Source organism: Microbacterium sp. Leaf151, from assembly GCF_001424225.1.
Taxonomy (GTDB): Bacteria; Actinomycetota; Actinomycetes; order Actinomycetales; family Microbacteriaceae; genus Microbacterium.
The window spans coordinates 1-26569 of record NZ_LMOR01000001.1; the positions used below are offsets into that span (position 1 = coordinate 1).

The following is a 26569-nucleotide window of genomic DNA, read 5'->3' on the forward strand; positions in this document are numbered from 1 at the left end:
AAATGCGAAATGGCCACCCAGCGTTGGGTGGCCATTTCGGCTTAAAGGAAGTCCGGCGGTGTCCTACTCTCCCACAGGGTCCCCCCTGCAGTACCATCGGCGCTGAGAGGCTTAGCTTCCGGGTTCGGAATGTGACCGGGCGTTTCCCTCTCGCTATGGCCGCCGAAACRCTATTGATGTTCCGTAAACCAACAACGATATTTCATTGTTGTTGTTCTCGACCGTACATCGAGAACCACTCAGTGGACGCAAGCACCAAAAACGGTGTGTTATCAAGTCATCGGCTTATTAGTACCGGTCAGCTTCACGTATTACTACGCTTCCACATCCGGCCTATCAACCCAGTAGTCTGGCTGGGAGCCTCTCACCCCGAAGGGTATGGAAGTCTCATCTTGAGGCCGGCTTCCCGCTTAGATGCTTTCAGCGGTTATCCATCCCGAACGTAGCTAATCAGCGGTGCTCCTGGCGGAACAACTGACACACCAGAGGTTCGTCCAACCCGGTCCTCTCGTACTAGGGTCAGATCCTCTCAAACTTCCTACGCGCGCAGCGGATAGGGACCGAACTGTCTCACGACGTTCTAAACCCAGCTCGCGTACCGCTTTAATGGGCGAACAGCCCAACCCTTGGGACCTACTCCAGCCCCAGGATGCGACGAGCCGACATCGAGGTGCCAAACCATGCCGTCGATATGGACTCTTGGGCAAGATCAGCCTGTTATCCCCGAGGTACCTTTTATCCGTTGAGCGACAGCGCTTCCACAAGCCACTGCCGGATCACTAGTCCCGACTTTCGTCCCTGCTCGACCTGTCAGTCTCACAGTCAAGCTCCCTTGTGCACTTACACTCGCCACCTGATTGCCAACCAGGTTGAGGGAACCTTTGGGCGCCTCCGTTACATTTTGGGAGGCAACCGCCCCAGTTAAACTACCCACCAGGCACTGTCCCTGAACCGGATCACGGTCCTAAGTTAGATATCCAGAGTGACCAGAGTGGTATTTCAACAATGACTCCACACTCACTGGCGTGAATGCTTCACCGTCTCCCACCTATCCTACACAAGCCACACCGAACACCAATACCAAGCTGTAGTAAAGGTCACGGGGTCTTTCCGTCCTGCTGCGCGTAACGAGCATCTTTACTCGTAATGCAATTTCGCCGAGTTCGCGGTTGAGACAGTTGGGAAGTCGTTACGCCATTCGTGCAGGTCGGAACTTACCCGACAAGGAATTTCGCTACCTTAGGATGGTTATAGTTACCACCGCCGTTTACTGGGGCTTAAATTCTCAGCTTCGCCTTGCGGCTAACCGGTCCTCTTAACCTTCCAGCACCGGGCAGGCGTCAGTCCGTATACATCGTCTTGCGACTTGGCACGGACCTGTGTTTTTAGTAAACAGTCGCTACCCACTAGTCTCTGCGGCCACCACACCCTTTCGGAGCAAGTCCTAATAAGTGGATGGCCCCCCTTCTCCCGAAGTTACGGGGGCATTTTGCCGAGTTCCTTAACCACGATTCTCTCGATCTCCTTGGTATTCTCTACCTGACCACCTGAGTCGGTTTGGGGTACGGGCGGCTTGAACCTCGCGTCGATGCTTTTCTCGGCAGCATAGGATCACCCACTTTTTATCCGCATCGTGTCTCAGCCTGTATGACTCCCGGATTTGCCTAAGAGTCGGCCTACGCACTTGCACCAGGACTACCATCGCCTGGCTTGGGCTACCTTCCTGCGTCACACCTGTTAATACGCTAACCGCACCAGCATGGGGTCGAGCGTTCGCCAAGACGGCTTCACCCCGAAGGGATCCATCCATTCCTGGTTAGGACTCTTAGCACCACTGGATTAGCTTGGGCGGTTCTTCGCCGGTACGGGAATATCAACCCGTTGTCCATCGACTACGCCTGTCGGCCTCGCCTTAGGTCCCGACTTACCCAGGGAAGATTAGCTTGACCCTGGAACCCTTGGTCTTTCGGAGGACGTGTTTCTCACACGTCTTTCGCTACTCATGCCTGCATTCTCACTCGTGTAGCGTCCACGGCTGGGTCACCCCGCCGCTTCACTCGCCACACGACGCTCTCCTACCCATCAACACGGCTGGACCACGAAGGCCTACCAAAAATGTCAATGCCACAACTTCGGTGGCGTGCTTGAGCCCCGTTACATTGTCGGCGCGGAATCACTTGACCAGTGAGCTATTACGCACTCTTTCAAGGGTGGCTGCTTCTAAGCCAACCTCCTGGTTGTCAAAGCAACTCCACATCCTTTCCCACTTAGCACGCGCTTAGGGACCTTAGTTGGTGGTCTGGGTTGTTTCCCTCTCGACTATGAAGCTTATCCCCCACAGTCTCACTGCTGCGCTCTCACTTACCGGCATTCGGAGTTTGGCTGACGTCAGTAACCTTGTAGGGCCCATCGGCCATCCAGTAGCTCTACCTCCGGCAAGAAACACGCAACGCTGCACCTAAATGCATTTCGGAGAGAACCAGCTATCACGAAGTTTGATTGGCCTTTCACCCCTATCCACAGCTCATCCCCTCAGTTTTCAACCTAAGTGGGTTCGGTCCTCCACGACGTCTTACCGTCGCTTCAACCTGGCCATGGATAGATCACTTCGCTTCGGGTCTAGGACACGCGACTGAATCGCCCTATTCAGACTCGCTTTCGCTACGGCTACCCCACTCGGGTTAACCTCGCCACGTATCGCTAACTCGCAGGCTCATTCTTCAAAAGGCACGCTGTCACCCCTACTAAGGAGGCTCCAACGGTTTGTAAGCAAACGGTTTCAGGTACTATTTCACTCCCCTCCCGGGGTACTTTTCACCTTTCCCTCACGGTACTTGTCCGCTATCGGTCATCTGGGAGTATTTAGGCTTATCAGGTGGTCCTGACAGATTCACACGGGATTTCTCGGGCCCCGTGCTACTTGGGATACTTTTCACGCCAAGAACAGGCATTTCGACTACGGGGTTCGCACCCTCTATGACCGGCCGTTCAAAACCGTTCGTCTATACCCTCTTGTCACGTCGACTGCTCGGCAGAACAATCAGAAAAGTCCCACAACCCCCAACGTGCAACACCTGCCGGCTATCACACACGCTAGGTTTAGCCTCTTCCGGTTTCGCTCGCCACTACTCACGGAATCGCTTTTGCTTTCTCTTCCTGTGGGTACTGAGATGTTTCACTTCCCCACGTTCCCTCTACCCGCCCTATATATTCAGGCGGGAGTCACCAGGCACGCACGCGCCCTGGCGGGGTTTCCCCATTCGGACACCCTCGGATCAAAACTCGCTTATCAGTTCCCCGAGGCTTATCGCAGATTGCTACGTCCTTCTTCGGCTCCAGATGCCAAGGCATCCACCGTTTGCTCTTAAAGACTTGAAATCACATGAGTTGAATCGTCAAAAAATTGACTAATGATCTTTAAGATCATCTTCACGACACCATCCCGAAGGATCATGTCGAAGATGCTCGCGTCCACTGTGTAGTTCTCAAAGTACGGGCGGAACCCCCTCCCACCCCACCAACCGGTGAAGCCAAAGAAGGCCCAGAGGAACAGCCACCAACCACCCAGCCCAAAGACTGACGCGATCAGCGCCCGGCCCCTCAGGACCCAACAGCGTGCATGTACCCACCCCTCCGACCCCGAACCGTTCCCACAGCAAGCTGCGTACTAKATCCAAAACCATCAAAATGAGCACCAAGTCAAATGTTCCACCCATGAGCTACCGGCAGACACGAACGGTCTGATCCGGCGCCTGGACACCACCAAGCCGAAGCCCGCTGATGCCAGATGCTCCTTAGAAAGGAGGTGATCCAGCCGCACCTTCCGGTACGGCTACCTTGTTACGACTTAGTCCTAATTACCGATCCCACCTTCGACGGCTCCCTCCACAAGGGTTGGGCCACCGGCTTCAGGTGTTACCGACTTTCATGACTTGACGGGCGGTGTGTACAAGACCCGGGAACGTATTCACCGCAGCGTTGCTGATCTGCGATTACTAGCGACTCCGACTTCATGAGGTCGAGTTGCAGACCTCAATCCGAACTGGGACCGGCTTTTTGGGATTCGCTCCACCTCACGGTATTGCAGCCCTTTGTACCGGCCATTGTAGCATGCGTGAAGCCCAAGACATAAGGGGCATGATGATTTGACGTCATCCCCACCTTCCTCCGAGTTGACCCCGGCAGTATCCCATGAGTTCCCACCATTACGTGCTGGCAACATAGAACGAGGGTTGCGCTCGTTGCGGGACTTAACCCAACATCTCACGACACGAGCTGACGACAACCATGCACCACCTGTTCACCAGTGTCCAAAGAGTCCCGTATTTCTACGGTGTTCTGGTGTATGTCAAGCCTTGGTAAGGTTCTTCGCGTTGCATCGAATTAATCCGCATGCTCCGCCGCTTGTGCGGGTCCCCGTCAATTCCTTTGAGTTTTAGCCTTGCGGCCGTACTCCCCAGGCGGGGAACTTAATGCGTTAGCTGCGTCACGGAAACCGTGGAATGGTCCCCACAACTAGTTCCCAACGTTTACGGGGTGGACTACCAGGGTATCTAAGCCTGTTTGCTCCCCACCCTTTCGCTCCTCAGCGTCAGTTACGGCCCAGAGATCTGCCTTCGCCATCGGTGTTCCTCCTGATATCTGCGCATTCCACCGCTACACCAGGAATTCCAATCTCCCCTACCGCACTCTAGTCTGCCCGTACCCACTGCAGACCCGAGGTTGAGCCTCGGGATTTCACAGCAGACGCGACAAACCGCCTACGAGCTCTTTACGCCCAATAATTCCGGATAACGCTTGCGCCCTACGTATTACCGCGGCTGCTGGCACGTAGTTAGCCGGCGCTTTTTCTGCAGGTACCGTCACTTTCGCTTCTTCCCTGCTAAAAGAGGTTTACAACCCGAAGGCCGTCATCCCTCACGCGGCGTTGCTGCATCAGGCTTCCGCCCATTGTGCAATATTCCCCACTGCTGCCTCCCGTAGGAGTCTGGGCCGTGTCTCAGTCCCAGTGTGGCCGGTCACCCTCTCAGGCCGGCTACCCGTCGACGCCTTGGTGAGCCATTACCTCACCAACAAGCTGATAGGCCGCGAGCCCATCCCAGACCAAAAAATCTTTCCAACCCCCACCATGCGATAGAGGCTCATATCCAGTATTAGACACCGTTTCCAGCGCTTATCCCAGAGTCCAGGGCAGGTTGCTCACGTGTTACTCACCCGTTCGCCACTGATCCACCAAGCAAGCTTGGCTTCACCGTTCGACTTGCATGTGTTAAGCACGCCGCCAGCGTTCATCCTGAGCCAGGATCAAACTCTCCGTAAAAGAAAAAAACCACAACACCGGGAAAACGATGCCGCAGCGAGTTCGAAACTGACCAAAGAGAAAACATCATTACTGACGAATCCATAATGCCAACCCCCGGAAGGGYTGGTCTTTGATCCAAAGGAATTTCCCACCAGTCCGAAGACCGACGAGGAATAAAATTGGCATTTGACAAGTGCACGCTGTTGAGTTCTCAAGGAACGGACGCACCCACAGAAACAGTCTTCCGACCAACCCATGAGGCAGTTCACTTGAAGACCGACGAGGAATAAAATTGGCATTTGACAAGTGCACGCTGTTGAGTTCTCAAGGAACGGACGCACCCACAGAAACAGTCTTCCGACCAACCCATGAGGCAGTTCACGATATGAATGCCATGTTCGGCTCACAGACCAGCAGAATCTCACTCCAAGAAGGAGTGGACGAGCTGAAGGTGTGCGCCGAGCGGCAGATCCCAACTGTAGCCGAGCGAGCCGAGACTCTCAAGTACTGGTGTTGGGGGCGGTTCGCTGCTTGAGAGGACGCGGGGCCTTTCGGCCGCTCCGCTCTCCCCTGTGGGGCGAACAAGTAATAACTTACGTGCGCCCGACCACCTCGGCGAATCCGCGCACATCCCGGGCGTGTCGCGACGTGGCGGTCGCAGAACCAGCGGATCGCGTCGGCGCCGGACGGCCGCGCGTCTCGGACGTCACACGAAGCGCTCGGCCCCTCCCCAGCCGCCCACCCACGCGTCGACGTGCGGCTCATCGCGGAGGGCGTGCACCCCGTCGACCGTCAGCGCCACCTCGTCGAAACCGGCGGACGTCGCCCACCGGCGCTCGCGTCGGCGAGCGCGCCGCGCATCCGCACGCCCCAGGACGACGCCGTCGTCGCCGAGAAGGGTCATCGATCCGATAGACCCCTGCCCCAGGGAAGCCAGCGCCAACGCAAGGGGGGTGGCATCCTGAATCAGCAGAGCGCGGTCGAGGCGGAGTGTCACCCGCGCGTCGAGTCCGGACCCCTCAGCTCCCACGCGGACGCGAGGGTCGGCCCGCACGAGCGACTCCTGCGTCGGCGCCTGCACCACCACCGTCGCGAGAGGGAATGCCGCGAGCACGGAATCGACGCACACGAACTCGGCGGACGGCGTGAGCCCCTCGGAGACGTGCACCACGAGATCGGGCGTGGCCGGCAGCAGGCCGCGTCCGCTCGACCCGGGGACGGAGATCTTCTGCGCGAGGAGCAACGACTGCCGATTGCCCTCGCGGACGCGGTCCTCACCGGAACGTCCCGCCCAGTCGGGACCGTCGTGCCAGGCGACGGCATCCGGAACGTGAGCCAGTACGGCCCCGGCCTGCCAAGCGCGATGCGCCCACTCCCAGTCCTCGCCGCCGTAGGAGGAGAACGATTCGTCGAATCCGCCGATCTCATCGAAGAAGGCCCGGGAGCAGGCGGCGACGGCGCTGATGATGAACCGGTATGAGCGGTCGTCGGCATGCAGGAGGTTGTCGCTGCGGGCGTACTCGTCGCGGAGCCACGCGGGCTCGGGCAACTCGCGGGCGGGGCCGACCTCGGCGACCGGCGTCTCGGCATCCAACCCGCTCAGGTCGGCGTGGCGGCGGCGCCCGACGGTGACCGCCTCGGGAAGGAGAGCGGGCAGGCGGGTCAGCCGGCGCACGTACTCCGGCTCGGGCGTGGTGTCGGCGTCGAGGAAGCACAGGACATCGCCCGTAGCCGCGGCGGCACCGAGATTCCGTGCGGCGGCTGCCCGGAACCCGCGGTCGTCCTGACGGACGAGCCGCACACCGGAGGGGACGACCGGCTCCGTCGGCGAGCCGTCGTCGGCGACGATGATCTCGAGGAGCTCGGCCGGATGGTCTTGGTGCTGCAGGGCGGCGAGCGTCCGCGCCAGCTGCTCGGACTGGTCGAAGTGCGTCACGATGACGCTGACCCGCGGAGGATCCGGCTGCCGGTCGGCGACGAGATCCCACCGGTTGCCCGGGACCCACGGCATCCGGTCACCTGCCTCGGCGGCGGCCGCGCTCACGGGAAGACCTCCGCCCACCAACGCCGGTAGGCGCGTGCCGCGTCGGCCCGACCGAACGGCACGGGGTCGAGACCGTGCCAGGTGCGCACCGCCTCGTGGCGGGCGATCGCCACCTCGGCGGCGAGGTCTTCGGGATCGACCACGCGCAGTGCGCCCGGGCGCAACTCGACCATCTCGTCGATGTAGCGATTGCGCACGGCGAGGGGCCGGCGACCCCAGCCGATCCACGACGTCAGCGAGCCGGACGCCGACACGTGCCGGTGGGCGATCACGGGTACGGAGACGCGACGCGCCCGCGCGATCATCTCGGCATCGTCGAGCCATCCCGTCACCTCGACGTCGACGCCCGCGGCGGACGCACGACGGACGAACGCGTCGAGGTCTTCGGCGTGCCCGTCGGAGGCGCGTCCCAGCACGGTCAGTCGGGTCATCCCCGCCGCGACCGTCGCGGCCAGCGTCTCGTCGTGCCCCTTGCCGGGGTAGAAGTACCCGAGGACGCCGACCGCATCGTCGCCGGCGAAGACTGTCGACGGCTCGACCGTCTCGACGGGCAGGGGAACGATCGCGACAGGGCCGTTCCAGACACCCTCCTCGCGGAGGAGCTCCCGCTCGTGCGCGCTGTTCACGGCCACCCCGCGCGCGGCCTCCGCCACCGACCGGTAGAACGCGCGGCGGCGGGGGCGATTGCGTTCGCCGTCCGACGCCTGGGGAACGTCGTGGAAGGTCACCGACAGCGGATGGCGGCCGGCCAGATCGACGACGACACGCGCCGCTTGTTCGGGCGAAGACCCCCACAACCGGTCGGTCACGTGAGCGTGCACGGGCGTGCCCGGGGCAACGGCCGCGAGCGCGTCAGCAGTGCTCAGCCGCGCCGACGGCTGCTGCTCGAGCACCTCGGTCGCGATCTCGCGGGCGTAGGCGGCGACGCCGTGCGGCCCCGGGTGCACGAGGAGCACGGGCGGGGTGGCATCCGGGATCGAGGACGCCATCACGCAGCGGCCGCCCACGTGCGGAGGAGGGGGGCCATCCGCGCGACGACGGCGGCGAGCAGCTCGGGACGTTCGGCGTAGTACGCGAGATGCGCTTCGCGAACGCTCTCTGCCGGGAGCGTCTCGCCCGCGACCGTCCAGTCGGGGCGGGGCGCGGCATCCAGGTTCCAGGCGTCGACGACCCACCGCTCCAATGGCGCGCGGACGCCCGCGAGGATGGGGCGACCGGGATCGACGACGCGACCGGGCGCGCCGAGGGCGGCGACGAGACGCTCCCCGAGCGGGAGGAAGAGGGCGTTTCCGGGATGGTTGACGGTGCGGGCGAGGTCGTCGACGACCGGGGCGAAGAGGTCGGATGCCACGACGTCGAGACCGAGAGCCTCGCGGCGACGCAGCTCGGCGACGGACGCATCGGCGATCTCGTGCACCGCCGCCGGTGGCAGTTCGGCGGGAACGGGAGTTCCCGCGGCCTCGGCGACGACGCGCACGTCGTGGTAGGCGACCAGGGGCGGATCCTCCGGGAACGCGGGCAGACGCAGCACCGCTTGGAACGGGTGCAGTCCTCCGAATCGGATGGCGGGAACAGTCACCAGCCGGGCCGCCGGAGGAAGCGAGGCGCGCAACTGCATCGTGCCGAGCGGGAGGTCGCGGTAGTCGTCGCGGATGGGCTGGGCGACGAGGAATGCGGCCCCGGCGAGGAGGGTGTGAAGGCGCTGCGCGTCGGTCGCGGTGAGCTCGTGCACCGCCGGCACGCGGATGGCGGGAAGAGCGTCGGAGGCAATGACCAACCGAAGTGATTCCGCCTGGCAATTGCCCACGACCAGGCCGAAATTCTCCGGCAGTGGCATCTCGCCGAAGAATTCTCCGTAGTGCCGCCGCCGCGCTATCACCGCGTCGCCGTGGTCCGCAAGGCTCTGCAGCCGCGCCGTCTCACCACCCATGATGTGAAGGTATCCGTCGGTGTCATCGTCGTCCCAACCGCCCCGTTGCATTGCGATGTGCCTGGCGATGCGGTACGCGTACGCACGCCACGCCACATCACTGCACGAGGAGGAGAGAGATCGTCGCCACCACCGTTTCCCCGGTTCGCGTCGCCGCCGTCCCGTCGTCCCACCCCTACGTCTCCGCCATCACGGACGCTGATCGCGTCAGGCTGCTCGCCGACCCGCCGCCTCCGGGCGCCCCGGCCGGCCAGTGGTGGCCGCCGCAGGTCCTGCTGCCGGAGTGGCTCGAGGCTCACGCCGACGAATTCGACCTGGTCCATGTGCATTTCGGGATCGAGTCCTACTCTCCCGACGAACTGCACGCGACGGTCGCGACCCTTCACCGGCTGGGACGGCCCCTCGTCTACACCGTGCACGATCTCGAGAACCCCCAGCTGACCGCACAGGAGACCCACCGCGCGTCCCTGGCCGTGCTGGCCGCCGGGGCCGATGCGCTGATCGCCCTCACCGACACCGCCGGAGCCTCGGTGCGGGACATCGTCCGTCGCCCCGTCACCGTCGTCCCCCACCCCACACTGCTCGGCGACGCACGACGTCCCACCGGGAATGGCCACGACGCCCTGCGCGTGGGCGTGCACATGAGGGACCTCCGACCCAACATCGACGGCGTCGGAACGACCGCCACCCTCGTCCGCGCCGTCGCCGACCTGCGGGCGCAGGGCGCGCGCGTCGAGGCCGTGGTGCGGATGAACGAACGGGTCCGCGACGCGGAGGCCGCGGCATCCATCGCCCTTCTCGCCGAGGGGGCCGACGGCGTCACCGTCGAGCGCGGAACCCGCCTCGACGACGACGCCCTGGCCGCGTGGCTCGCCGACCTCGACGCGTGCGTACTCCCCTACCGCCACGGCACGCAGTCGGGGTGGGCGGAGCTCTGCTACGACCTCGCCGTGCCCATCGTCAGCACCCCCGTCGGACACATCGCCGCACAGCACCCCGCCGACTTCCACCCGTTCGACGTGGGCGACCCCGTCTCGCTCGCCCGGGCGATCATGGATGCCACGCGCCAGGCATCGTCGGCTCCGGGATCGGCGGCGCGCTCCGCCGAGGTGGAGCGGCGACGAGCGGGGCGCCGCGCGGAACTCGACGAAGTGCGCGCCGCGCACGTCGCCGTGTACCGCCGCGCCCTCACGGCGGAGGTCGCCGCGTGATCCGCGGGACGCGACCGCTGAGGGTGCTCGTCGTCGCGCCCTCGCGCTACCCCCTGCGCCAGCCGCACGCCGGCGGTCTCGAGGCGTGCGTCTGGGACCGCGTGCGATGGTTGCGCGCCCGGGGCCACGAGGTCTCCCTCTGCGCCGCCGACGGGTCTGATTTCCTCGGTGACGTGGTCGAATTCCGGCTGCCCGTCCCCGAATGGACGCGCCCCGAGCACTCATCGGACACTGAATACCCGGAGGGCTACGCCGCCGACGTCGACGCCGCCTACGACGCCGCCCTCGACCGTCTCATCGCCGACCGCCATCTGTACGACGTCGTCGACAACCACAGCCTGAACCCCGCTCCCATCCGATGGAGCCGCACGGCCGACATCCCGGTCGTCACGACCCTGCACACCCCGCCGCTCGAGCCGATGCTGGAGGCGGCGGCGGAGGTGGTCGACAGCCCGCACCGCTTCGTGGCGGTGAGCCAGGCCACGGCCCGGGCGTGGTCGATCGAGGGTGTCGACGCGTTCGTCTTCCCCAACGGCATCGACACCGAGCAGTGGACGCGCGGCGAGGGCGGGACCTCGTGGGTGTGGTCGGGTCGCGTGGTGCCCGAAAAGGCGCCTCACCTGGCCATCGAAGCCGCACGCTCGGCCGGCGCGCACATCGTGCTCGCGGGGCGGATCGGCGACGCGGACTACTTCCAGCAGGAGATCGTGCCCCGTCTCGGCTCCCACGCGCGCTACGTGGGGCCCCTTCACCAACCGGACCTCTGCCGCCTGGTGGGGTCATCGGCCGTCGCGTTGGTCACGCCCATGTGGGAGGAGCCCTTCGGTCTCGTCATTGCTGAGGCTCTCGCCACCGGCACACCGGTCGCGGCCTTCGACATCGGAGGGGTGTCGGAAGTGCTCGCGGGGATGCCGGGATCGGCGACGGTCATGCCCGGCGACGTGGTCGCCCTCGGACAGGCCGCGGCCCGTCTCGCCGCGGAGGGTGTCCGCGAGCCCCTCACGCGTGTGTGGACACGTCGGGCGGCCGTGCAGCAGCACTCCCTCGCCCAGCGCTACCGCGAGGTGGAACGCGTGCTCACCCACACCGCTCAGCCCGTCGCCGCACGGCGCGTGCCGGCGGTGTCGTGGTGATCGGCTGGTACGTCCACCATCACGGCTTCGGTCACGTCTCGAGATTCCTCGCCGTGCAGCCGCACTTGCGCGCACCGGTCATCGCGTTCTCGTCGATGCCCCGACCCGCCGAGCTCGCGGCCGACGTCGAGTGGGTGCTGCTGCCCCCGGATGCCGAACCGTTCGACGCCCCCGACGGCACGCGGGTGGACCCTCGCGAGGCCGAACCGACGGCCCGCGGTCACCTGCACTGGGCGCCGCACGGTCACCCGGGCCACCGGGAGCGGCTCGCGACGATCGCCGCGACCGCCGCGTCCCGCGATCTGCAGACGTTCGTCGTCGACGTCAGCGCCGAGGTCGTGGCGCTCGCGCGGCTGCTGGGTGCGCGGACGGTCGCGGTCACCCAGCCGGGCACGCGCACGGACGCCCCGCACGCCCTCGCGTACGGCCTGGCCGACCGGATCGTCGCTCCGTGGCCGGAGGGCGCCGTTCCGACGCCGGGGCTGGCCGCCCACGAAGATCGCGTCGCGTGGACAGGCGGGATCTCGCGCTTCGACGAGCGGGAGGCGCCCGACCCCGTCGATGAGCGTCGGGTGCTGCTCCTCGGCCAAGTGCTGTCTGCAGACGTTCGAGGCGAGCTCACCCGCCGCCTGAGCGAGCGGGGATGGAACGTCACGTCCGTCGGGCATGACGACGCCTCGCGCGTCGACGATCCCTGGCCCCTGCTGACGGGGAGCACGGTGGTCGTCAGCGCCGCCGGGCAGAACAGCGTCGCCGACCTCGCGGCATCCGGTGCCCGAGCCGTCGTGATCGGACAGGACCGCCCCTTCGACGAGCAACGAGCGACCGCCGAGGGCCTCGAGGCGTGGGGGCTGGCTCGGCGGGCCGACGGCGACGTGTCGGCCGAAGAGCTGGTCGACCTCGTGGAGCGAGCGGCCGGGGATGCCCCCGACTGGGCCCGCTGGCGAGTCGCCGGCGCCGCCGCGCGGATGGCCGCCGTCATCGAGGAGAGACTGCCGTGAAGACCGCCGTCATCACCGTCGCCTCGGCCGCACGCCGCGAGCACCTCGACCGTCAACGGCGCGTGCTCGCCGAGGTGGCGGGCGACATGGTGCGTGTGGAGGCGTGGCTCGACGAGACACCGCCCGACGGCATCCGGGATGCCGGCACCCTGACGCTGCACGTGCCTCCCGGGCCGTCCGGACTGCGGGTGGGCGAAGGACGCAACCGCGCGGCGGAGGTCGCGATGGCGGCGGGCGCGGAACTGCTGGTGTTCCTCGACGTGGACTGCCTGCCCGGGCCTGAGCTGCTCTCCGCCTATCGCGCCGCGGCCGCCGCACACCCGGAGGGGCTGCTGGCCGGCGCGGTGACCTACCTCGCGAGCGTGCAGCGCCCCTACTACGCCGTCGACCTGCCCTTTCTCACCCGCCCGCATCGGGCGCGACCGTCTTTGCCCGCCGGGGAGACTCGGGCGGCGTCCGAAACGGAGTACGACCTGTTCTGGTCGCTGTCGTTCGCCGTGACGCCTGCCACCTGGCACCGCATCGGGGGCTTCCACCCCGGGTACGAGGGGTACGGCGCCGAGGACACGGACCTGGCCTGGACCGCTCGCGCGCGGGACGTCGAGCTGCGGTGGGTGGGCGGTGCGGACGCCTACCACCAGTGGCATCCGGTGTCTTCTCCCCCGTGGCAGCACCTCGACGACATCCTGCGCAACGGCGCCGCGTTCCACGAGCGGTGGGGCGTGTGGCCCATGGGCGGGTGGCTCGACGCGTTCGCCGCGGCCGGGGCGATCGAGCACCGCGGCGAGGAGTGGGTGCGGGTGCGCTGAGGCGCGTCGGGCGACACCGGTCGAGCGTCCAAGACACGCCGGACCTCCGCGAACCGACCGGCGTGTCGTGGACACTCGACCCCGCTTTCGCGGCGGTCGCGGGCGCGCGAAAGCCCCGGCGCACGCGGCACCGGGGCTTCCGCGGCGGGGCGGGCGGCGGGTCAGGCGCGACGCAGCCAGACCGTCGTCTCGCCGGCGAGGACGTCGCCCTCGAGCTCGGTGCTCGACAGCAGCACCTCGCCCGCGGGGAGCGCGACCGGCTCGGTGCCGAAGTTCGTCACGACGGTCCACCCGTTCGGACGCGCGAAGGCCACCACATCGTCACGGTCGACCTCGACCCACTGCAGCTGCTCGTCGGTCTGCAGCGCGTGCCGCAGGTCGAGAGCGCTTCGGTAGAGCGACAGCGTCGACGCCGGCTCGCCGTCCTGGCGGTCGACGGCGTACGCACCGAACCACTCCGGCTGCGGGAGGTGGGCGCCGGCCGATCCGAAACCGAACGCGGGGCCCTCGTCGCTCCACGGCAGGGGTACGCGGCATCCGTCACGACCGAGGTCGACGCCGGGGCTGCGGAAGAACGTCGGGTCCTGACGCTGCTCGTCGGGGATTTCGGCGACCTCGTGAAGACCCAGCTCTTCGCCCTGGTACAGGTACGCCGAGCCGGGCAGGCCCAGCACGAACAGCGCCGCCGCCCGTGCCCGGCGCTCACCGCGCGCCGTGTCGAGCACCGGCGTCCGCCCCCCGGAGAGCAACCACTCATTGCCGTGTTTGCGCGTGGGACGCCCGTCGTCGCCGCGCTCGGCATCCGGGAGCCCGTAGCGCGTGGCGTGACGCACGACGTCGTGGTTGGAGAGCACCCACGTGGTCGACGAGCCGGACTGCGCGGCGAGTTCGAGGTTGTCGGCGACGATGCGACGGAACTGGCCCGCGTCGAAGTCGGCCTCGAGGAGGTCGAAGTTGAACGCCTGTCCCAGGCTCTCGATGCTCGCGTACAGCGGCACGCGGGAGGGGTGCACCCACGCCTCGGCGACAGCCGTGCGCGGCGGGTCGTAGGAGTTGAACACCGCGCGCCACTCGGCGTAGACCTCGTGCACGTCGTCACGATCGATGAGGGGGTGGTTGCCGTCCTGCGGCATCGCGTCGAGCTCCGCCTGCGAGGGCAACGGCTCCGTCAGGTCTTTCGTGAGCATGTGGGCGACGTCGATGCGGAACCCGTCGACGCCCCGGTCGCTCCAGAAGCGCAGGGTCTTGACGAAGTCCGCGCGCACCTCCGGGTTGGTCCAGTCGAGATCGGGCTGCGACACGTCGAAGTTGTGGAAGTACCACTGCCCGTCCTCGACGCGCTCCCAGCCCGCTCCGCCGAACACGGAGACCCAGTCGGTGGGCGGCTCGGCACCGTCCGGTCCGGTGCCCTCACGGAAGATGTAGCGCCCGCGGGCCGCGGAGCCGCGACCGGCGGCCAGCGCCTCCTGGAACCAGGCGTGCTTGTCGGAGGTGTGGTTGGGCACGATGTCGACGACGACACGGATGCCGTGGGCGTGCAGCTGCGCGATGAGCTCGTCCATGTCGGCCAGCGTCCCCAGCCGCGGGTCGACGTCGCGGTAGTCGGCGACGTCGTACCCGCCGTCGGCGAGGTCGGAGGGGTAGAAGGGGCTGAGCCAGATGGCATCCACCCCCAGCTCCGCCAGGTACGGCACGCGCGAGGTGATCCCGCGGATGTCGCCCAGGCCGTCGCCGTCGGTGTCGGCGAAGCTGCGGGGATACACCTGGTACACCACGGCCTGGCGCCACCAGTCGGGGGCGGCACTGAGTTCGCGGGTCTGCACGGAGGGTGCGGCGGTGGTCACGGTTGTTCCTTTCGAGGGGATGGTTGCTCAGCCCTTGATGGCGCCCTGCGTGACGCCGGCCATCACCCATCGCTGGGTGAACAGGTAGGCGACGATCGCGGGGGCCATGGCCATGAGGTAGGAGGCGAAGGCGACGTTGTAGTTGTTGCTGAACTGCGTCTGGAAGAGGTTCTGTCGCACCGGAAGGGTCTGCAGAGCCGGGTCGCTGATGATGAGCGAGGGCATCATGAAGTCGTTCCAGGCATAGAGGAACGCGAAGATGCCGACCGTCGCGCTCATCGGAGCCAGCAGCGGGAAGATCAGCTGCCAGAAGGTCTGCCAGGTGGTCGCGCCGTCGATGCGCGCGCTCTCTTCGAGTTCGAGCGGGATCGAGCGCAGGAACGCCGTGAACAGCAGCACGCTGAAGCTCAACTGGAACATGGTGGCGAGGATGATCACGCCCACGGGGTTGTCGAGCCCCACCCGCCCGGTCAGCTGGATCTGCGGCAGGGCCACCACGGGGAACGGGATGAACATGGCCGCGAGCAGGTAGAAGAACGAGTAGCGAAAGAGCTTGCGATCCCAGTTGCGGGCGATGGCATACGAGGCGAAGGCCGCCAGGATGATCGTCGCCACGACCGTTCCGGCCGTGACCAGAAGGGAAATCGCGAGACCCACCGGGAACCTCGTCAGCGTCCACGCCTGGACGAACCCGTCGAAGCTGATCGGAGAGGGGAACGAGAAGGCATTGCCGTCGACGACCTGCGTGCCGCTCTTGAGCGCCATCGAGACGGTGACGTACAGCGGCAGGAGCACCGTGAGGGAGCAGAGCACCAGGATGGTCGTCGTCGACCAGTTGATGCGTTCCATGCCGACGCGACGCACGCGTCGCCGCGAGGGGCCGTCGCCCCGGCCGTTCGTGCCCTGGCGGCCGGGGACGGCGAGTTCTGCCTGCTCGAACGCGAGCGCGGGCTGGTTGAGAGCGGTCATGACAGGGTGTTCCTTCCCCGGGTGAGGGAGAGCTGGAGGAGCGAGATCACGATGGCGACGATGAAGAACAGCGCCGCGTTCGCCATCTGGTAGGCGTAATCGCCGCCGTTGAAGCCGAGGATGATCGACATCGCGACGCTGCGGGTCGCGGTGCCGGGGCCACCGCCGGTGAGGCCCACGATGATGTCGTAGGCGTTCAAGAAGCCCTTGAAGCCCAGGATGATGTTGATGACGACGTACCCGGCCACGAGGGGCAGGGTGATGCGCAGCAGCTGCTGGGTCTTGCTGGCCCCGTCGAGGCCGGCGGCCTCGTACACGTCGCCCGGGACCGACAGCAGCCCCGCGATGTAGATGAGCAGCGTGCCGGGAATCGCCTGCCACGCGGTGACGATGACGATCGCGACCCACGCGAGATCGGGGTTGGCCAGAAGGCTCGTCTCAAGCCACGGGATGCCGAGCGACGCTCCGGCCTCGGGCACCGAGTTGCTGAAGAGGAAGTTGAAGACGTAGGCGATGATGATGCCCGAGATCACCATCGGGATGACGAAGACCGTGCGCAGCGCCTTCTTGAACCGGATCTGGGAGGTCAGGCCCACCGCCAGCAGGAACGCGGCGACGTTGACGACGAGGACCGTCGCCACCGAGAAGCCGAATGTGAACAGATAGGCCTGCAGGATCGCCGGGTCGCTGAAGATCGCGATGTAGTTCGTCAGGCCGGTGAAGTTCCACTCGCCGAGACCGATGGAGTCGGTGAAGCTGAAGAAGATGCCGATGATCCCCGGCACCGTGATCGCCAGGGTGAACAACACGAGCGTCGGCAGCAGGAACAGGTAGTAGATCGGCTCCACGCGGCGGGTGCTGCGACGCGCGGCCGCCTTCCCGCCCGTGACGATCGTGGTGGTGGTGCTCATCGCGCGTCCTCCTCGACGGCTGCGTCGGTGGTCGAGGCCGGCGGCTGGCGGAAGGCGAGCCGCGACCAGTCCTCGTCCATGGTGCGCAGCGTGCTCTCGGGCGAGGCGCCGAAGATCATCGCCTGCGCGTAGTTGAAGGTGGGGATGGTCTTGGGGACGAGCACCGAGGCGCCCTGGTAGATGCGCCCCTCGTCGTAGTAGGGGATCATCCCGGCGACGCGGGGGTCGCTCGGCGAGGGCGCGTCCTTCGTCGGCGCGAAGCCGAGCTGGGACTCGTTGTAGGCCTCGATGATCTCGGGCTGGTACAGGTACTCGAGGAAGTCGCGGGCGGCTTCCTTGTGTCGGGACGCCTCGGGGATGATCGCCGCGAGGTCCATGTTGACGCGCACGGCGAGGTCGTCGGGGTCGTCCGTCATGGGCAGTGGGAAGGTGCCGACGGGGAGGTCGGGCGCGGTCTTCGCGATCTCGCCGAGCGCCCAGGGGCCCTGCAAGTACATCGCCGCCTCACCCTGCGCGAAGGCGAGGTTGCCGTCGCCGTAGGCCCGGCTCTCGGCATCCGGGTTCGTGTAGTCCCGTGCGAGCTCGAGCATGCGGTCCATCGGCTCGGTGAAATCCTTGGCGAACGAGACCTGCGACTCGGGCCCCACCTCGGCGCCCTCTGCGGCGAGGCCGTCGAAGAAGTCGAGCACGTCGAGAGAGCCCCCGACGGAGTAGTCGTACCAGCCCTGGGCCACGGTCCAGTCGTCTTTGAACGTGCCGTAGAACGGCGTGACACCGTTGGCCTTGAGCGTGTCGGAGACCTGGAGCAGCTCGTCGTAGGTCGTCGGAACGGAGAGGCCCAGCTGCTCGAAGATCTGCTTGTTGTAGATCACCGACGCGGCCATCACCGAGTACGGCAGCGCGCTCGTGCGCCCCTCGCACGAACCGTACTGATCGAGCAGCGGCTGCAGGTCCTCGCGGACGGTGCCCGCCGCCTCGGTGCCGCTGAGGTCGCTCAGTGCGCAGCGCTGCACGAAGCGGGCGACTTCGTAGTTGTAGTTCGCCAGCATGATGTCGGGCGGATTGCCGCGCACGAAGCTCGCCGAGACCACGTCGACACCCGAGCTGTCCATCTCGACGCGCACGCGGTCCTGCGACGCGTTGTACTCGGCGACCACGTCGTTCATGAACGACAGCGCCTCACGCTTGCTGAAGGTGAAACGGATGGTCTCGCGTCCATCGGTCGAGCACCCGGCGAGCATCGCCGCCCCGAGCACCCCCACGGTGGTCGCCGCGACCCATCGTCGCCTCGCCCTGATCTTCGTCGACACCTTCTGCCTCCTCCGCCGCACTGCGAATATGTTGTATCAGCCAGTAAATCTACTCGCCAAATCAATGTCGTGCAGGCAGTATTGCATCGGAAGCGAAAGGGGTCAAGAGTGACGATGGATGCCACCACGACGACGCCGTCGCTGCGCCGCCACAACCTCGACACGGTGCTCGGCCACGCCTGGGACGCCGAGGCGTTCACCGCCAGCGACGTGATCGCCGCCGTAGGCCTGACCCGGTCGACGGCGATCGATGTGCTCGACGAGCTATCCGCCCGCGGACTCCTCGCCGAGATGCCGAACGCCCGCGCGGTCGGCGAGTACTCCAAGGGCCGCCCGGCTCGCCGCTTCGCCTTCCGCCCGGAAGCCGGGGTCGTGGTCGGCGTCGACGCCGGTCGCGGACACCTCTCCGCGTCGGTGGCCGACCTGCGTGGCCGCACCCTCGGCACCTCGCGACTGACCGTCGACCCCGAGCTCGACGCCCCCGACAGGCGCCGGCGGGCAGCGGAAGCAACGGTGGACGCCGCCCTCACCCGCGCACGACGCACGCGCGGCGAAATCGTCGCCCTGTGCGTCGGGGTGCCCGCCCCCGTGAACAGGGCGGGCCGGTCGCCGGTGCACCACGACGGGTTCTGGGCCCGAATGAACCCGGACTTCGTCGACACCTTCGCCGCCTGGGCGCCGTTGGTGCGCGTCGAGAACGACGCCACCCTCGCCGCCGTCGCCGAGCGTTCGCACGGTGCCGCCGTGGGCTGCGACGACTTCGTCGCGCTGCTGGCCGGGGAACGATTCGGCGCCGGAATCAGCGTCGACGGTCGTCTGCTCCGCGGCACGCACGGCGGAGCCGGCGAGACGGTCGCCTTCGACCGCGTGGAGGGTGTCGGCAGCGCCTGGGGACTCGCACCGCGGTGCGTCGACGCGGCGCGCGCCGCCCTGGCATCCGGTTCGCTGCCGTCAGACAGTGCGCTTCGCGACGTCGACCCGGAGTCCATCGAAGCCAAGACCGTGCTGGATCTGGCAGCCGCGGGCGACGCCGGAGCCCTCGCGGTCGCACGCGAGGTCGGTGGGGCGCTCGCGGGGGTCGCGGCGGTGTTCGGCAGCCTGTTCGACGTGGAGCGCGTCGTGGTGTCGGGCGCGATCGCCGCCGGTGCAGGACCGATCGTCGCGGCCGCGATCGACGCGATCCCCGACTCGTTGCACCTCCCGCCGCCGACGATCGTCGCCTCGACGCTCGGGGCCGACATCGTCTCGATCGGGGCGGTGGCCGCCGCGGTCGAAGCCGCGCGCACCCGCGCGCTGGATCTCGCCGCTTTCGCTCTGCCGGAGGACCGGGCGCGGGCGTGAGGGTCCCGCCGTGCGACGTGTCGGGATGACGCCGCGCTTCGGGCCGCGGTGACGGGGACGCAACCCCGGCGGGGCGAAGAGACGACGCCGATAGCGTCGAACCGATCCGGCACCCCTACCGCCGCCCGAAGGAGCACGCATGACCGACTGGCCCGAACACGTCATCTGGTGGCACGTCTACCCGCTGGGCTTCGTCGGAGCGCCCATCCGCGACGGCGTCGATCCGGATGCCGAGCCCGTGCACCGTCTCGAACGCCTCGAGCCGTGGCTCGACCACGTCATCTCGCTCGGGCTCAACGGTCTGCTGCTCGGGCCCGTCTTCGCCTCCGAGACCCACGGCTACGACACCGTCGACCACTTCCGCATCGACCCGCGTCTGGGCGACGACGGGGACTTCGCGCGGCTGATCGCCGCGGCGCGGGAGCGCGGCATCCGGATCCTGCTCGACGGCGTCTTCAACCACGTGGGGCGGGGGCATCCGGCGTTCGATGCGCTCACAGAGGACGGGCCGCACCTGTTCCGGGGACGATGGACCGACGGGCGGTTCGAGGCCGACGTGTTCGAGGGTCACGACGCCCTCGTCGCGCTCGATCACTCCTCCCCCGCCGCGGTCGACCTCGTCGTCGACGTGATGTGCCACTGGCTCGACCGCGGGATCGACGGATGGCGGTTGGATGCCGCGTACGCGGTGCCGTCGTCGTTCTGGGCCGAGGTGCTGCCGAGGGTGCGCGAGCGCTTCCCCGACGCGTGGTTCCTCGGCGAGGTGATCCATGGGGACGCGGTCGAGATCGTCCGCACGTCGAGCATGGACTCCCTCACGCAGTACGAGCTGTGGCAGGGCATCTGGCATGGCGTGAGCGACCGCAACCTCTTCGAATTGAGCCACGCCATCGAGCGACACGACACGCTGCTCGCGACATTCGTGCCGCAGACCTTCGTCGGCAACCACGACGTCACCCGCATCGCCTCGGCAGTGGGCGTCGACCTCGTGCCGCACGCTCTCGCGGTGCTGTTCGCCGTGGCCGGTACACCCTCGGTGTACGCCGGCGACGAGTTCGGCTGGACGGGTGTCAAGGAGGAGCGACTGGGCGGTGATGACGCCGTGCGACCGGCCTTCCCCGCCCACCCCGGCGAGATCGAGCCCGATCAACGCATCCTGCAGGCCCACCAGGCGCTGATCGCTCTGCGGCGGCGGAAGCCCTGGCTCTGGCGCGCACACACCGACGTCATCGAGGTGTCGAACACCGCGGTCTCGCTGCGCACGGCGGTGGGCGACGACGCGGTGGTGGTGGCGTTGAACATCGGCGAGGAGCCCGTGTCGCTGCCTGTCGCCGACGGGCGGGGGCTGGTGGCCGGGGAGGGCGCACCGGTCGACGGGCGGATCGAGCTGGGCCCGCGCGGGTGGGCGGTGCTGGAAGCCTGAACTCCGGCGGACAGAGACGACGGCGCGGGGACAGGATGGCTCAGGCGCCGGCGCGGAAGCGGTGCTCGGGGCGCCCGGTCGCGCCGTACCGCAGACTCACCTGCACCAGGCCCCGCTCCGCCAGCGTCGTCAGGTGACGCTGCGCGGTCGCACGCGAGACGCCGGTGCGCTCGGCCACCTCTGACGCCGAAGCCTCTTCGGCGCCGAGCGCCGCCAGCACCGTCTGCTCGGTCGCCGAGCGGGCCAGCGAGGGCCCTTCGCGCTCCCCGCGCATGACGGACGCCGCCCGGTCGATGTCGTCCTGCGTCAGGGGCCGAGTACTGGCGAGGAGGTTGCGATAGCGGGCGTAGCGGTCGAGCCGCTCCGCGAGCACGCGGGTGTCGAAGGGCTTCACGAGGTAGGCGAGGGCGCCGGCGGTGAAGGCGCGGCGGACGGTCGCGGCATCCGTCGCCGCCGACAGCACGAAGGCGTCGACGCCCGCCGAGCGCACGAGTTCCACCCCGTCACCGTCGGGCAGGTACACGTCGGCGAGCAGAAGGTCGGGGCTGTGCGTGGAGAGGGCTGTGCGGGCCTCGCCGATCGTGCGCGCGGGCTCGATCGCGACGAAACCCGGGCGGCTCGCCACGGCATCGCGGTGGAGCCCGGCGACGCGGAAGTCATCATCGACGACGAGCACACGGATGTCGGTCATTCGTCGTCTTCCTCTCTCGATGCGGGGCCGTGATCGGTGCCGCGCAGGACCCCCGGAAGGCGCGCGGCCACGACGGCCCCACGTCCGTCGCCGCCGGGGTCGACGATCCACACGTCTCCGCCGCGGCGTCGCGCGAACTCGCGCGAGAGGGGCAGGCCGATACCGAGGCCGTGCACCGCGGCGGGATCGTCGGAGCGGTCGCGAGCGGCGAAGACGGCATCGACGTCGGCGATCCCCCCACCGGTGTCGGCCACGGTCAGCACGACGGCGTCACCGTCGCCGAGTACCGCCACTTCGACCTCGCGCGGCTCGGGAGCGGATGCCGTGGCGGCGACGGCGTTGTCGACGAGGTTGCCGAGAACGGCCACCACGTCTTCGACGTCGTCGACGGTGCCGCGGAGGAACGTGTCGTCGGAGATGCGCAGAGCCACTCCGCGCTCACGGGCGGCGAGCGCCTTGGCTCCCACGAACGACTGGAGCATCGCGTCGCCGACGAGCTCGATGCCGGGCACCGCCCAGTCGACCGAGCCGCGATCGACGAGGTCGGCGAGGAAGGCGCGGGCCTCGTCTGCCCGGGCGGCGTCGAGGAGTCCGACCGCGGCGTGGAGGCGATTGGCGTTCTCGTGTCGCTGCACCCGCAGCGCGTCGCCCATCGCCCGCACGCTGTCGAGCCTGCCCGACAGCGCGGCCACGTCCGTGCGGTCGCGCAGCACCGCCACGCGGCCGAGCGTGCGAGAACCCCGGCGCACCGGGCGGACGTCGATGAAGACCACGCGGTCGCCCACGGGCAGCCCCGTACTCGCCCCCGCTCCGGCCAGCGCCGCGGCGACGACCGGCGCGAGAGCGAGGTCGGCGAGGGGTCGGCCGACGGCGTCCGTGATTCCGAGCAGACGCTCGGCGGCGGCGGTGCATACGCGCACGACCCCCGCGTCGTCGACAGCGAGGACCCCCTCGTCGGCGCTCTCGAGCACGGCGGTCTGGGTCTGCACGAGGGCGGCGAGCTCCTCGGGCTGCACGCCGAGCGTGAGCCGCTCGAGACGGCGACGCATCAGCAACGCGACGAGCGCACCGATGGCGACGGCGAGCAGCACCGCGACGGCGATACCGGCGACCAGGGCGGGCAGGTCGTCGAAGACGCTCGCCCGCTCGAAGCCGACGCTCACCTCGCCCACCGGAGCACCGCCGTCGGGCGGGTAGACGGGAACCTTCGCCCGGGCCGACTCCCCCAGCGTCCCGACCTCCCACGTCACGACCTCCCGGCCCGCGAGCGCGTCGGCGAAGCTCGTACTGACGACCTGGCCGAGGCGATCGGGATCCGGATGGGCGAGACGGATGCCGTGATCGTCGGTGATGACCACGAACAGGCCCTCCGTGCGGTCGGTGACGTCGGCGGCGTATCGCTGGAGCACGCCGTCACGCAGGGTCGTGGCATCCGGGGTCCCGGGGTCGGCGGAGAACTCGGAGACGAGGTCGCGCACCTGGGGCGACTCCGCGACGGATCTCGCGATGTTCAGGGCCGACGAGTCGGCCTCGGCCTTGAGCTGCTGCACCCCGAGCCCGGCGAAGACGGCGGTGCACACGGCGACGACGGCGACCTGGGTGGCGACCTGCACGACCAGCATCCGCGTGGCGAACCGCATGGCGCACCTCTCCTTCGAACGGGATGACCCGTGCGCGAAATGCGCAGAACTCACGGTACGCGCAAAACCCCGCGCAATGCGAGCAAGCGCGCGCCGGGAGGGTCCGCGTCCGTAGTGTCACCGCATCGAGAGCGCGAGAGCCGCGCCCGTCCCGACGAAGGAGTCGCGATGACCCCCCTGATCCTTGCGGCTGAAACGGCCGAGTACCCGGTGGCCTACACGCCCGCCGACGGGGTGCTCGTGGCCCTCGGCTTCCTCATGGTCCTGTCGTTCATGGCCCTGATCATGACGCGGCGCATGACCCCGATGGTCGCCCTCATCGTCGTCCCGACGGTCTTCGGCCTCATCGCCGGCGCGGGCTTCGGCCTCGGCGACATGGTGATCGACGCGATCGGCAAGATGGCGCCGACCGCCGCGCTGCTGCTCTTCGCGATCATGTACTTCGGCATCATGATCGACGTCGGCCTGTTCGACCCGCTCATCCGCGTGATCACGCGCTTCCTCGGCGACGACCCCGCGAAGATCGTGCTAGGTACCGCGATCCTCGCCGGCGCCGTGTCGCTCGACGGCGACGGCTCAACCACCTTCATCATCACCACCTCGGCCATGCTGCCGCTGTACCTGCGCCTGGGCATGAGCCCTGTCGTGCTCACCTGCGTCGCGGGCCTGATGAACGGCACGCTCAACATCGTGCCGTGGGGCGGCCCGACCATCCGCGCCGCGACAGCGCTGGGACTGCAGCCCACCGATGTGTTCGTGCCGATGATCCCCTCGCTTCTCGCCGGCCTGATCGTCGCGCTCACCTTCGCCTGGTTCCTGGGGCTCTCCGAGCGAAAGCGCCTGGCAGGGTCCGTCGACACCTCGAAGTTCGGCACCCCCGGTGTCTTCGGTCGCCTCGGCGGCCCGGCCCTCGTGCGTGGCGCGGAGCCCAAGCCCGGCGCCGTGGCGTCGCTGCGCACCGGCAACGTCGTGACGGTCCGTGGCGGTCGCGACGCCGTCGCCGCCCCGCAGCTCGTGGACGTCGCCGACACCGCGATGGCCGACACGATGCTCGACCCCAACCGCGCGACGCTGCGCCCGAAGCTCATCTGGTTCAACCTGGCACTCACCGTCGCGGTCATGGTGCTGCTGGTGATGGACATCTTCCCGCTGGCGTTCGTCTTCATGGTCGGTGCGGCCCTCGCCCTCATCGTGAACTTCCCGAAGCTGCGCGGCCAGGCCGACGAGATCGTCGCCCACGCCCCCAGCATCGTCGGCGTCGTGTCGATGGTGCTCGCCGCCGGAGTCCTCGTCGGCGTGCTCAACGGCACCGGCATGGTCACCGCGATGGCCGCGTGGATCACCGACGTCATCCCGTCGTCGATGGGCCCGTTCCTCGCCGTCATCACCGGCGTGCTGTCGATCCCGTTCACGTTCTTCATGTCGAACGACGCGTTCTACTTCGGCATCCTGCCGGTGCTCGCCGAGAGCGCCGCGAACTACGGCATCGCTCCGGTCGAGATGGCCCGCGCCTCGATCACCGGCCAGCCCGTCCATCTGCAGAGCCCGCTGGTCCCGGCGATCCTGCTGCTCGTCTCGCTCGCCGGCGTCAACCTCGGCGACCACCACAAGAAGGTGCTGTGGCGCGCCACGGTCGTCTCGCTCGTCATGCTCGCCGTCGGCGTGCTGGTGGGGGCTGTGCCACTGCTCGGCTGAGCCCGTCGCAGATGGGCCCGGATGCCATGGCATCCGGGTCCTTCTCGTTCGATGTGAGCAGGAAGACCCGCGCGGCCACCTGCGCGTTACACGTCCGTGACGCCGAGTCCCTATGCTATCCTTCGCCGACCCGCGCCCCACGACCTCGCCCGGCGAGGCGATGTGGTGGCTGACCCACACGCCTCTCCACCTGCCGTGGGAAGGGTCGGTCGCGGTCTTCGTGTTCTTCGTGCTGAGCGGCTTCGTGCTCTGCCTTCCCGCCCGCCACACGCGGATGAACTGGCGCGCCTACTACCCGAGTCGCCTCGTGCGGCTCTACATCCCCGTCTGGGCCTCGGTGGGCGTGGCGTTGATCTGGATCTACGCGCTCCCCGACCTCGTCGAGGGAAGCCGGTTCCTCCAGATCCACATGGATCCGGTGCCGCTCGGCATCCTGCGTGATCTGATCCTCATCGTCCCGGCGCAGCCCGGGATGACGAACACCGTGCTGTGGTCGCTGAAGTGGGAGATCATCTTCTCGCTCCTGCTGCCGCTGTTCATCCTGTTCGCCGCCAAGTGGCGCCGCGGCATTGCTCTGAAGGTCGCGTTCGTTCTGGCGCTGCTGGTCGTCGGTGCGTACGAGGGACCGATCGAGCGCCCCTACGCGCTCGGCGTCCTCTTCCAGCTGCCCATCTTCGCGCTCGGCTGCCTCATCGCCTTCGAATGGGACCGGCTGACGGCGCTCCGCGACCGGCTGCGGAACCCCACGCCGGTCTTCGCTTGGCTGGGCGTGCTGACCGTTCTGTTGATCACCAGCTACTGGATGGTGTTCGCGCTCCCGCTCAGCGAGGGCGTCCTCGACCTCGTCGCACCGGCGACCCGCGTGCTGCAGGTGCTCGGGGCCGCACTCCTCGTCATCCTCGTCATCCTCTCGCCGGGCCTGGGCGCCGCCCTCAGCGTGCGCCCGCTGCGCTGGTTGGGCACGCGGTCGTTCAGCCTCTACCTCGTGCACGAGCCGATGATCGTGGCGTTCGGTCGACTGCTGCCCGAGTCCATCAACCCCCTGTTCCTCTCGCCGATCGTGATCGTCGTCGCGCTCGGGTTGGCGGAGGTCTTCTTCCGCCTCGTCGAACGGCCCAGCCACCACCTCGCGCGACGGGTTGCCCGTCGGTTCGGGTCGCCCAAGACACCCCGGCCGAAGGTCGCGAAGGTCGAGTCGGCCTGACCAGGGCCGTCGCCCCGCCCCGCGGCTCAACCCTCGCCCCGAGGCCCCGCAGCAGGAGCCGCGTTTCATCGTGTTGCGCCATACCGCGCTGTTTCGTGCGGGAGCGCCTAC

The 26569-nt window shown here is 67.5% G+C and carries 17 protein-coding genes and 3 rRNA genes; 8 read left to right on the top strand and 12 right to left on the bottom strand.

The window, feature by feature from the left end:
- Positions 1-50: 50 nt before the first annotated feature.
- From rrf to ASF76_RS00030, 6 genes are all read right to left on the bottom strand, one after another.
- Positions 51-167 (bottom strand): 5S ribosomal RNA (gene rrf, locus ASF76_RS00005).
- A 101-nt stretch (positions 168-268) separates the two neighbouring features.
- Positions 269-3378, bottom strand: a 23S ribosomal RNA gene (locus ASF76_RS00010).
- 420 nt (positions 3379-3798) lie between these two features.
- Positions 3799-5320, bottom strand: a 16S ribosomal RNA gene (locus tag ASF76_RS00015).
- The 16S, 23S and 5S rRNA genes sit together here, the layout of an rRNA operon.
- A gap of 688 nt (positions 5321-6008) precedes the next feature.
- A complete protein-coding gene (locus ASF76_RS00020; RefSeq protein WP_235561195.1) occupies positions 6009-7346 on the bottom strand; it encodes a glycosyltransferase family 2 protein in 1338 nt (445 codons plus the stop codon).
- Positions 7343-8335, bottom strand: a complete 993-nt coding sequence (locus tag ASF76_RS00025; protein WP_156459050.1) for a hypothetical protein — start codon at positions 8333-8335, stop codon at positions 7343-7345. Before ASF76_RS00025 ends, ASF76_RS00020 begins: the two co-directional genes overlap by 4 nt.
- Complete coding sequence (locus tag ASF76_RS00030) at positions 8335-9327, bottom strand: WcbI family polysaccharide biosynthesis putative acetyltransferase (protein WP_156459051.1); 993 nt, start codon at positions 9325-9327, stop codon at positions 8335-8337. Before ASF76_RS00030 ends, ASF76_RS00025 begins: the two co-directional genes overlap by 1 nt.
- On the opposite strand from ASF76_RS00030, the gene ASF76_RS00035 reads away from it, so the two are divergent.
- Genes ASF76_RS00035 through ASF76_RS00050 form a run of 4 tightly spaced genes read left to right on the top strand, consistent with a single transcriptional unit; the run spans position 9327 to position 13430 of the window.
- Complete coding sequence (locus tag ASF76_RS00035; protein WP_162240791.1) at positions 9327-10487, top strand: glycosyltransferase; 1161 nt, start codon at positions 9327-9329, stop codon at positions 10485-10487. The two genes, ASF76_RS00030 and ASF76_RS00035, sit on opposite strands and share 1 nt — an antisense overlap.
- The gene (locus ASF76_RS16860) at positions 10484-11620 is read left to right on the top strand and encodes a glycosyltransferase (RefSeq protein ID WP_055951179.1); all 1137 of its coding nucleotides are present in this window, start codon (positions 10484-10486) and stop codon (positions 11618-11620) included. Before ASF76_RS00035 ends, ASF76_RS16860 begins: the two co-directional genes overlap by 4 nt.
- Complete coding sequence (locus tag ASF76_RS00045) at positions 11617-12621, top strand: hypothetical protein (protein ID WP_156459053.1); 1005 nt, start codon at positions 11617-11619, stop codon at positions 12619-12621. Before ASF76_RS16860 ends, ASF76_RS00045 begins: the two co-directional genes overlap by 4 nt.
- Complete coding sequence (locus tag ASF76_RS00050) at positions 12618-13430, top strand: glycosyltransferase family 2 protein (protein WP_055951184.1); 813 nt, start codon at positions 12618-12620, stop codon at positions 13428-13430. Before ASF76_RS00045 ends, ASF76_RS00050 begins: the two co-directional genes overlap by 4 nt.
- Positions 13431-13591: 161 nt before the next feature.
- Here ASF76_RS00050 and ASF76_RS00055 read toward each other — a convergent pair whose 3' ends face one another.
- The 4 genes from ASF76_RS00055 to ASF76_RS00070 all read right to left on the bottom strand — a co-directional run bounded on the left by ASF76_RS00055 (position 13592) and on the right by ASF76_RS00070 (position 18464).
- Positions 13592-15274: a glycoside hydrolase family 13 protein gene (locus tag ASF76_RS00055; RefSeq protein ID WP_055951187.1), complete on the bottom strand. Its 1683-nt coding sequence runs from the start codon at positions 15272-15274 to the stop codon at positions 13592-13594.
- Between the two features lie 27 nt (positions 15275-15301).
- The gene (locus ASF76_RS00060) at positions 15302-16123 is read right to left on the bottom strand and encodes a carbohydrate ABC transporter permease (RefSeq protein WP_055953213.1); all 822 of its coding nucleotides are present in this window, start codon (positions 16121-16123) and stop codon (positions 15302-15304) included.
- 116 nt (positions 16124-16239) lie between these two features.
- Positions 16240-17154, bottom strand: a complete 915-nt coding sequence (locus ASF76_RS00065; protein ID WP_055951190.1) for a carbohydrate ABC transporter permease — start codon at positions 17152-17154, stop codon at positions 16240-16242.
- Positions 17151-18464 (bottom strand): ABC transporter substrate-binding protein, encoded by a 1314-nt coding sequence (locus ASF76_RS00070; protein WP_055951193.1) that lies wholly within the window; start codon positions 18462-18464, stop codon positions 17151-17153. Before ASF76_RS00070 ends, ASF76_RS00065 begins: the two co-directional genes overlap by 4 nt.
- A gap of 114 nt (positions 18465-18578) precedes the next feature.
- Here ASF76_RS00070 and ASF76_RS00075 point away from each other — a divergent pair, with 114 nt between their 5' ends.
- The gene (locus tag ASF76_RS00075) at positions 18579-19805 is read left to right on the top strand and encodes an ROK family protein (RefSeq protein WP_055951196.1); all 1227 of its coding nucleotides are present in this window, start codon (positions 18579-18581) and stop codon (positions 19803-19805) included.
- A 139-nt stretch (positions 19806-19944) separates the two neighbouring features.
- Positions 19945-21228 (top strand): alpha-amylase family glycosyl hydrolase, encoded by a 1284-nt coding sequence (locus ASF76_RS00080; RefSeq protein ID WP_055951199.1) that lies wholly within the window; start codon positions 19945-19947, stop codon positions 21226-21228.
- Between the two features lie 40 nt (positions 21229-21268).
- Here ASF76_RS00080 and ASF76_RS00085 read toward each other — a convergent pair whose 3' ends face one another.
- Positions 21269-21919, bottom strand: coding sequence for a response regulator (locus tag ASF76_RS00085; protein ID WP_055951201.1), 651 nt, complete (start codon positions 21917-21919; stop codon positions 21269-21271).
- A complete protein-coding gene (locus tag ASF76_RS00090) occupies positions 21916-23559 on the bottom strand; it encodes a sensor histidine kinase (protein ID WP_200936057.1) in 1644 nt (547 codons plus the stop codon). Before ASF76_RS00090 ends, ASF76_RS00085 begins: the two co-directional genes overlap by 4 nt.
- A 168-nt stretch (positions 23560-23727) precedes the next feature.
- On the opposite strand from ASF76_RS00090, the gene ASF76_RS00095 reads away from it, so the two are divergent.
- Positions 23728-25254: a CitMHS family transporter gene (locus ASF76_RS00095; RefSeq protein ID WP_055951204.1), complete on the top strand. Its 1527-nt coding sequence runs from the start codon at positions 23728-23730 to the stop codon at positions 25252-25254.
- A gap of 112 nt (positions 25255-25366) precedes the next feature.
- Positions 25367-26458: an acyltransferase family protein gene (locus ASF76_RS00100; RefSeq protein ID WP_055951207.1), complete on the top strand. Its 1092-nt coding sequence runs from the start codon at positions 25367-25369 to the stop codon at positions 26456-26458.
- The last annotated feature ends 111 nt before the right edge of the window (positions 26459-26569 follow it).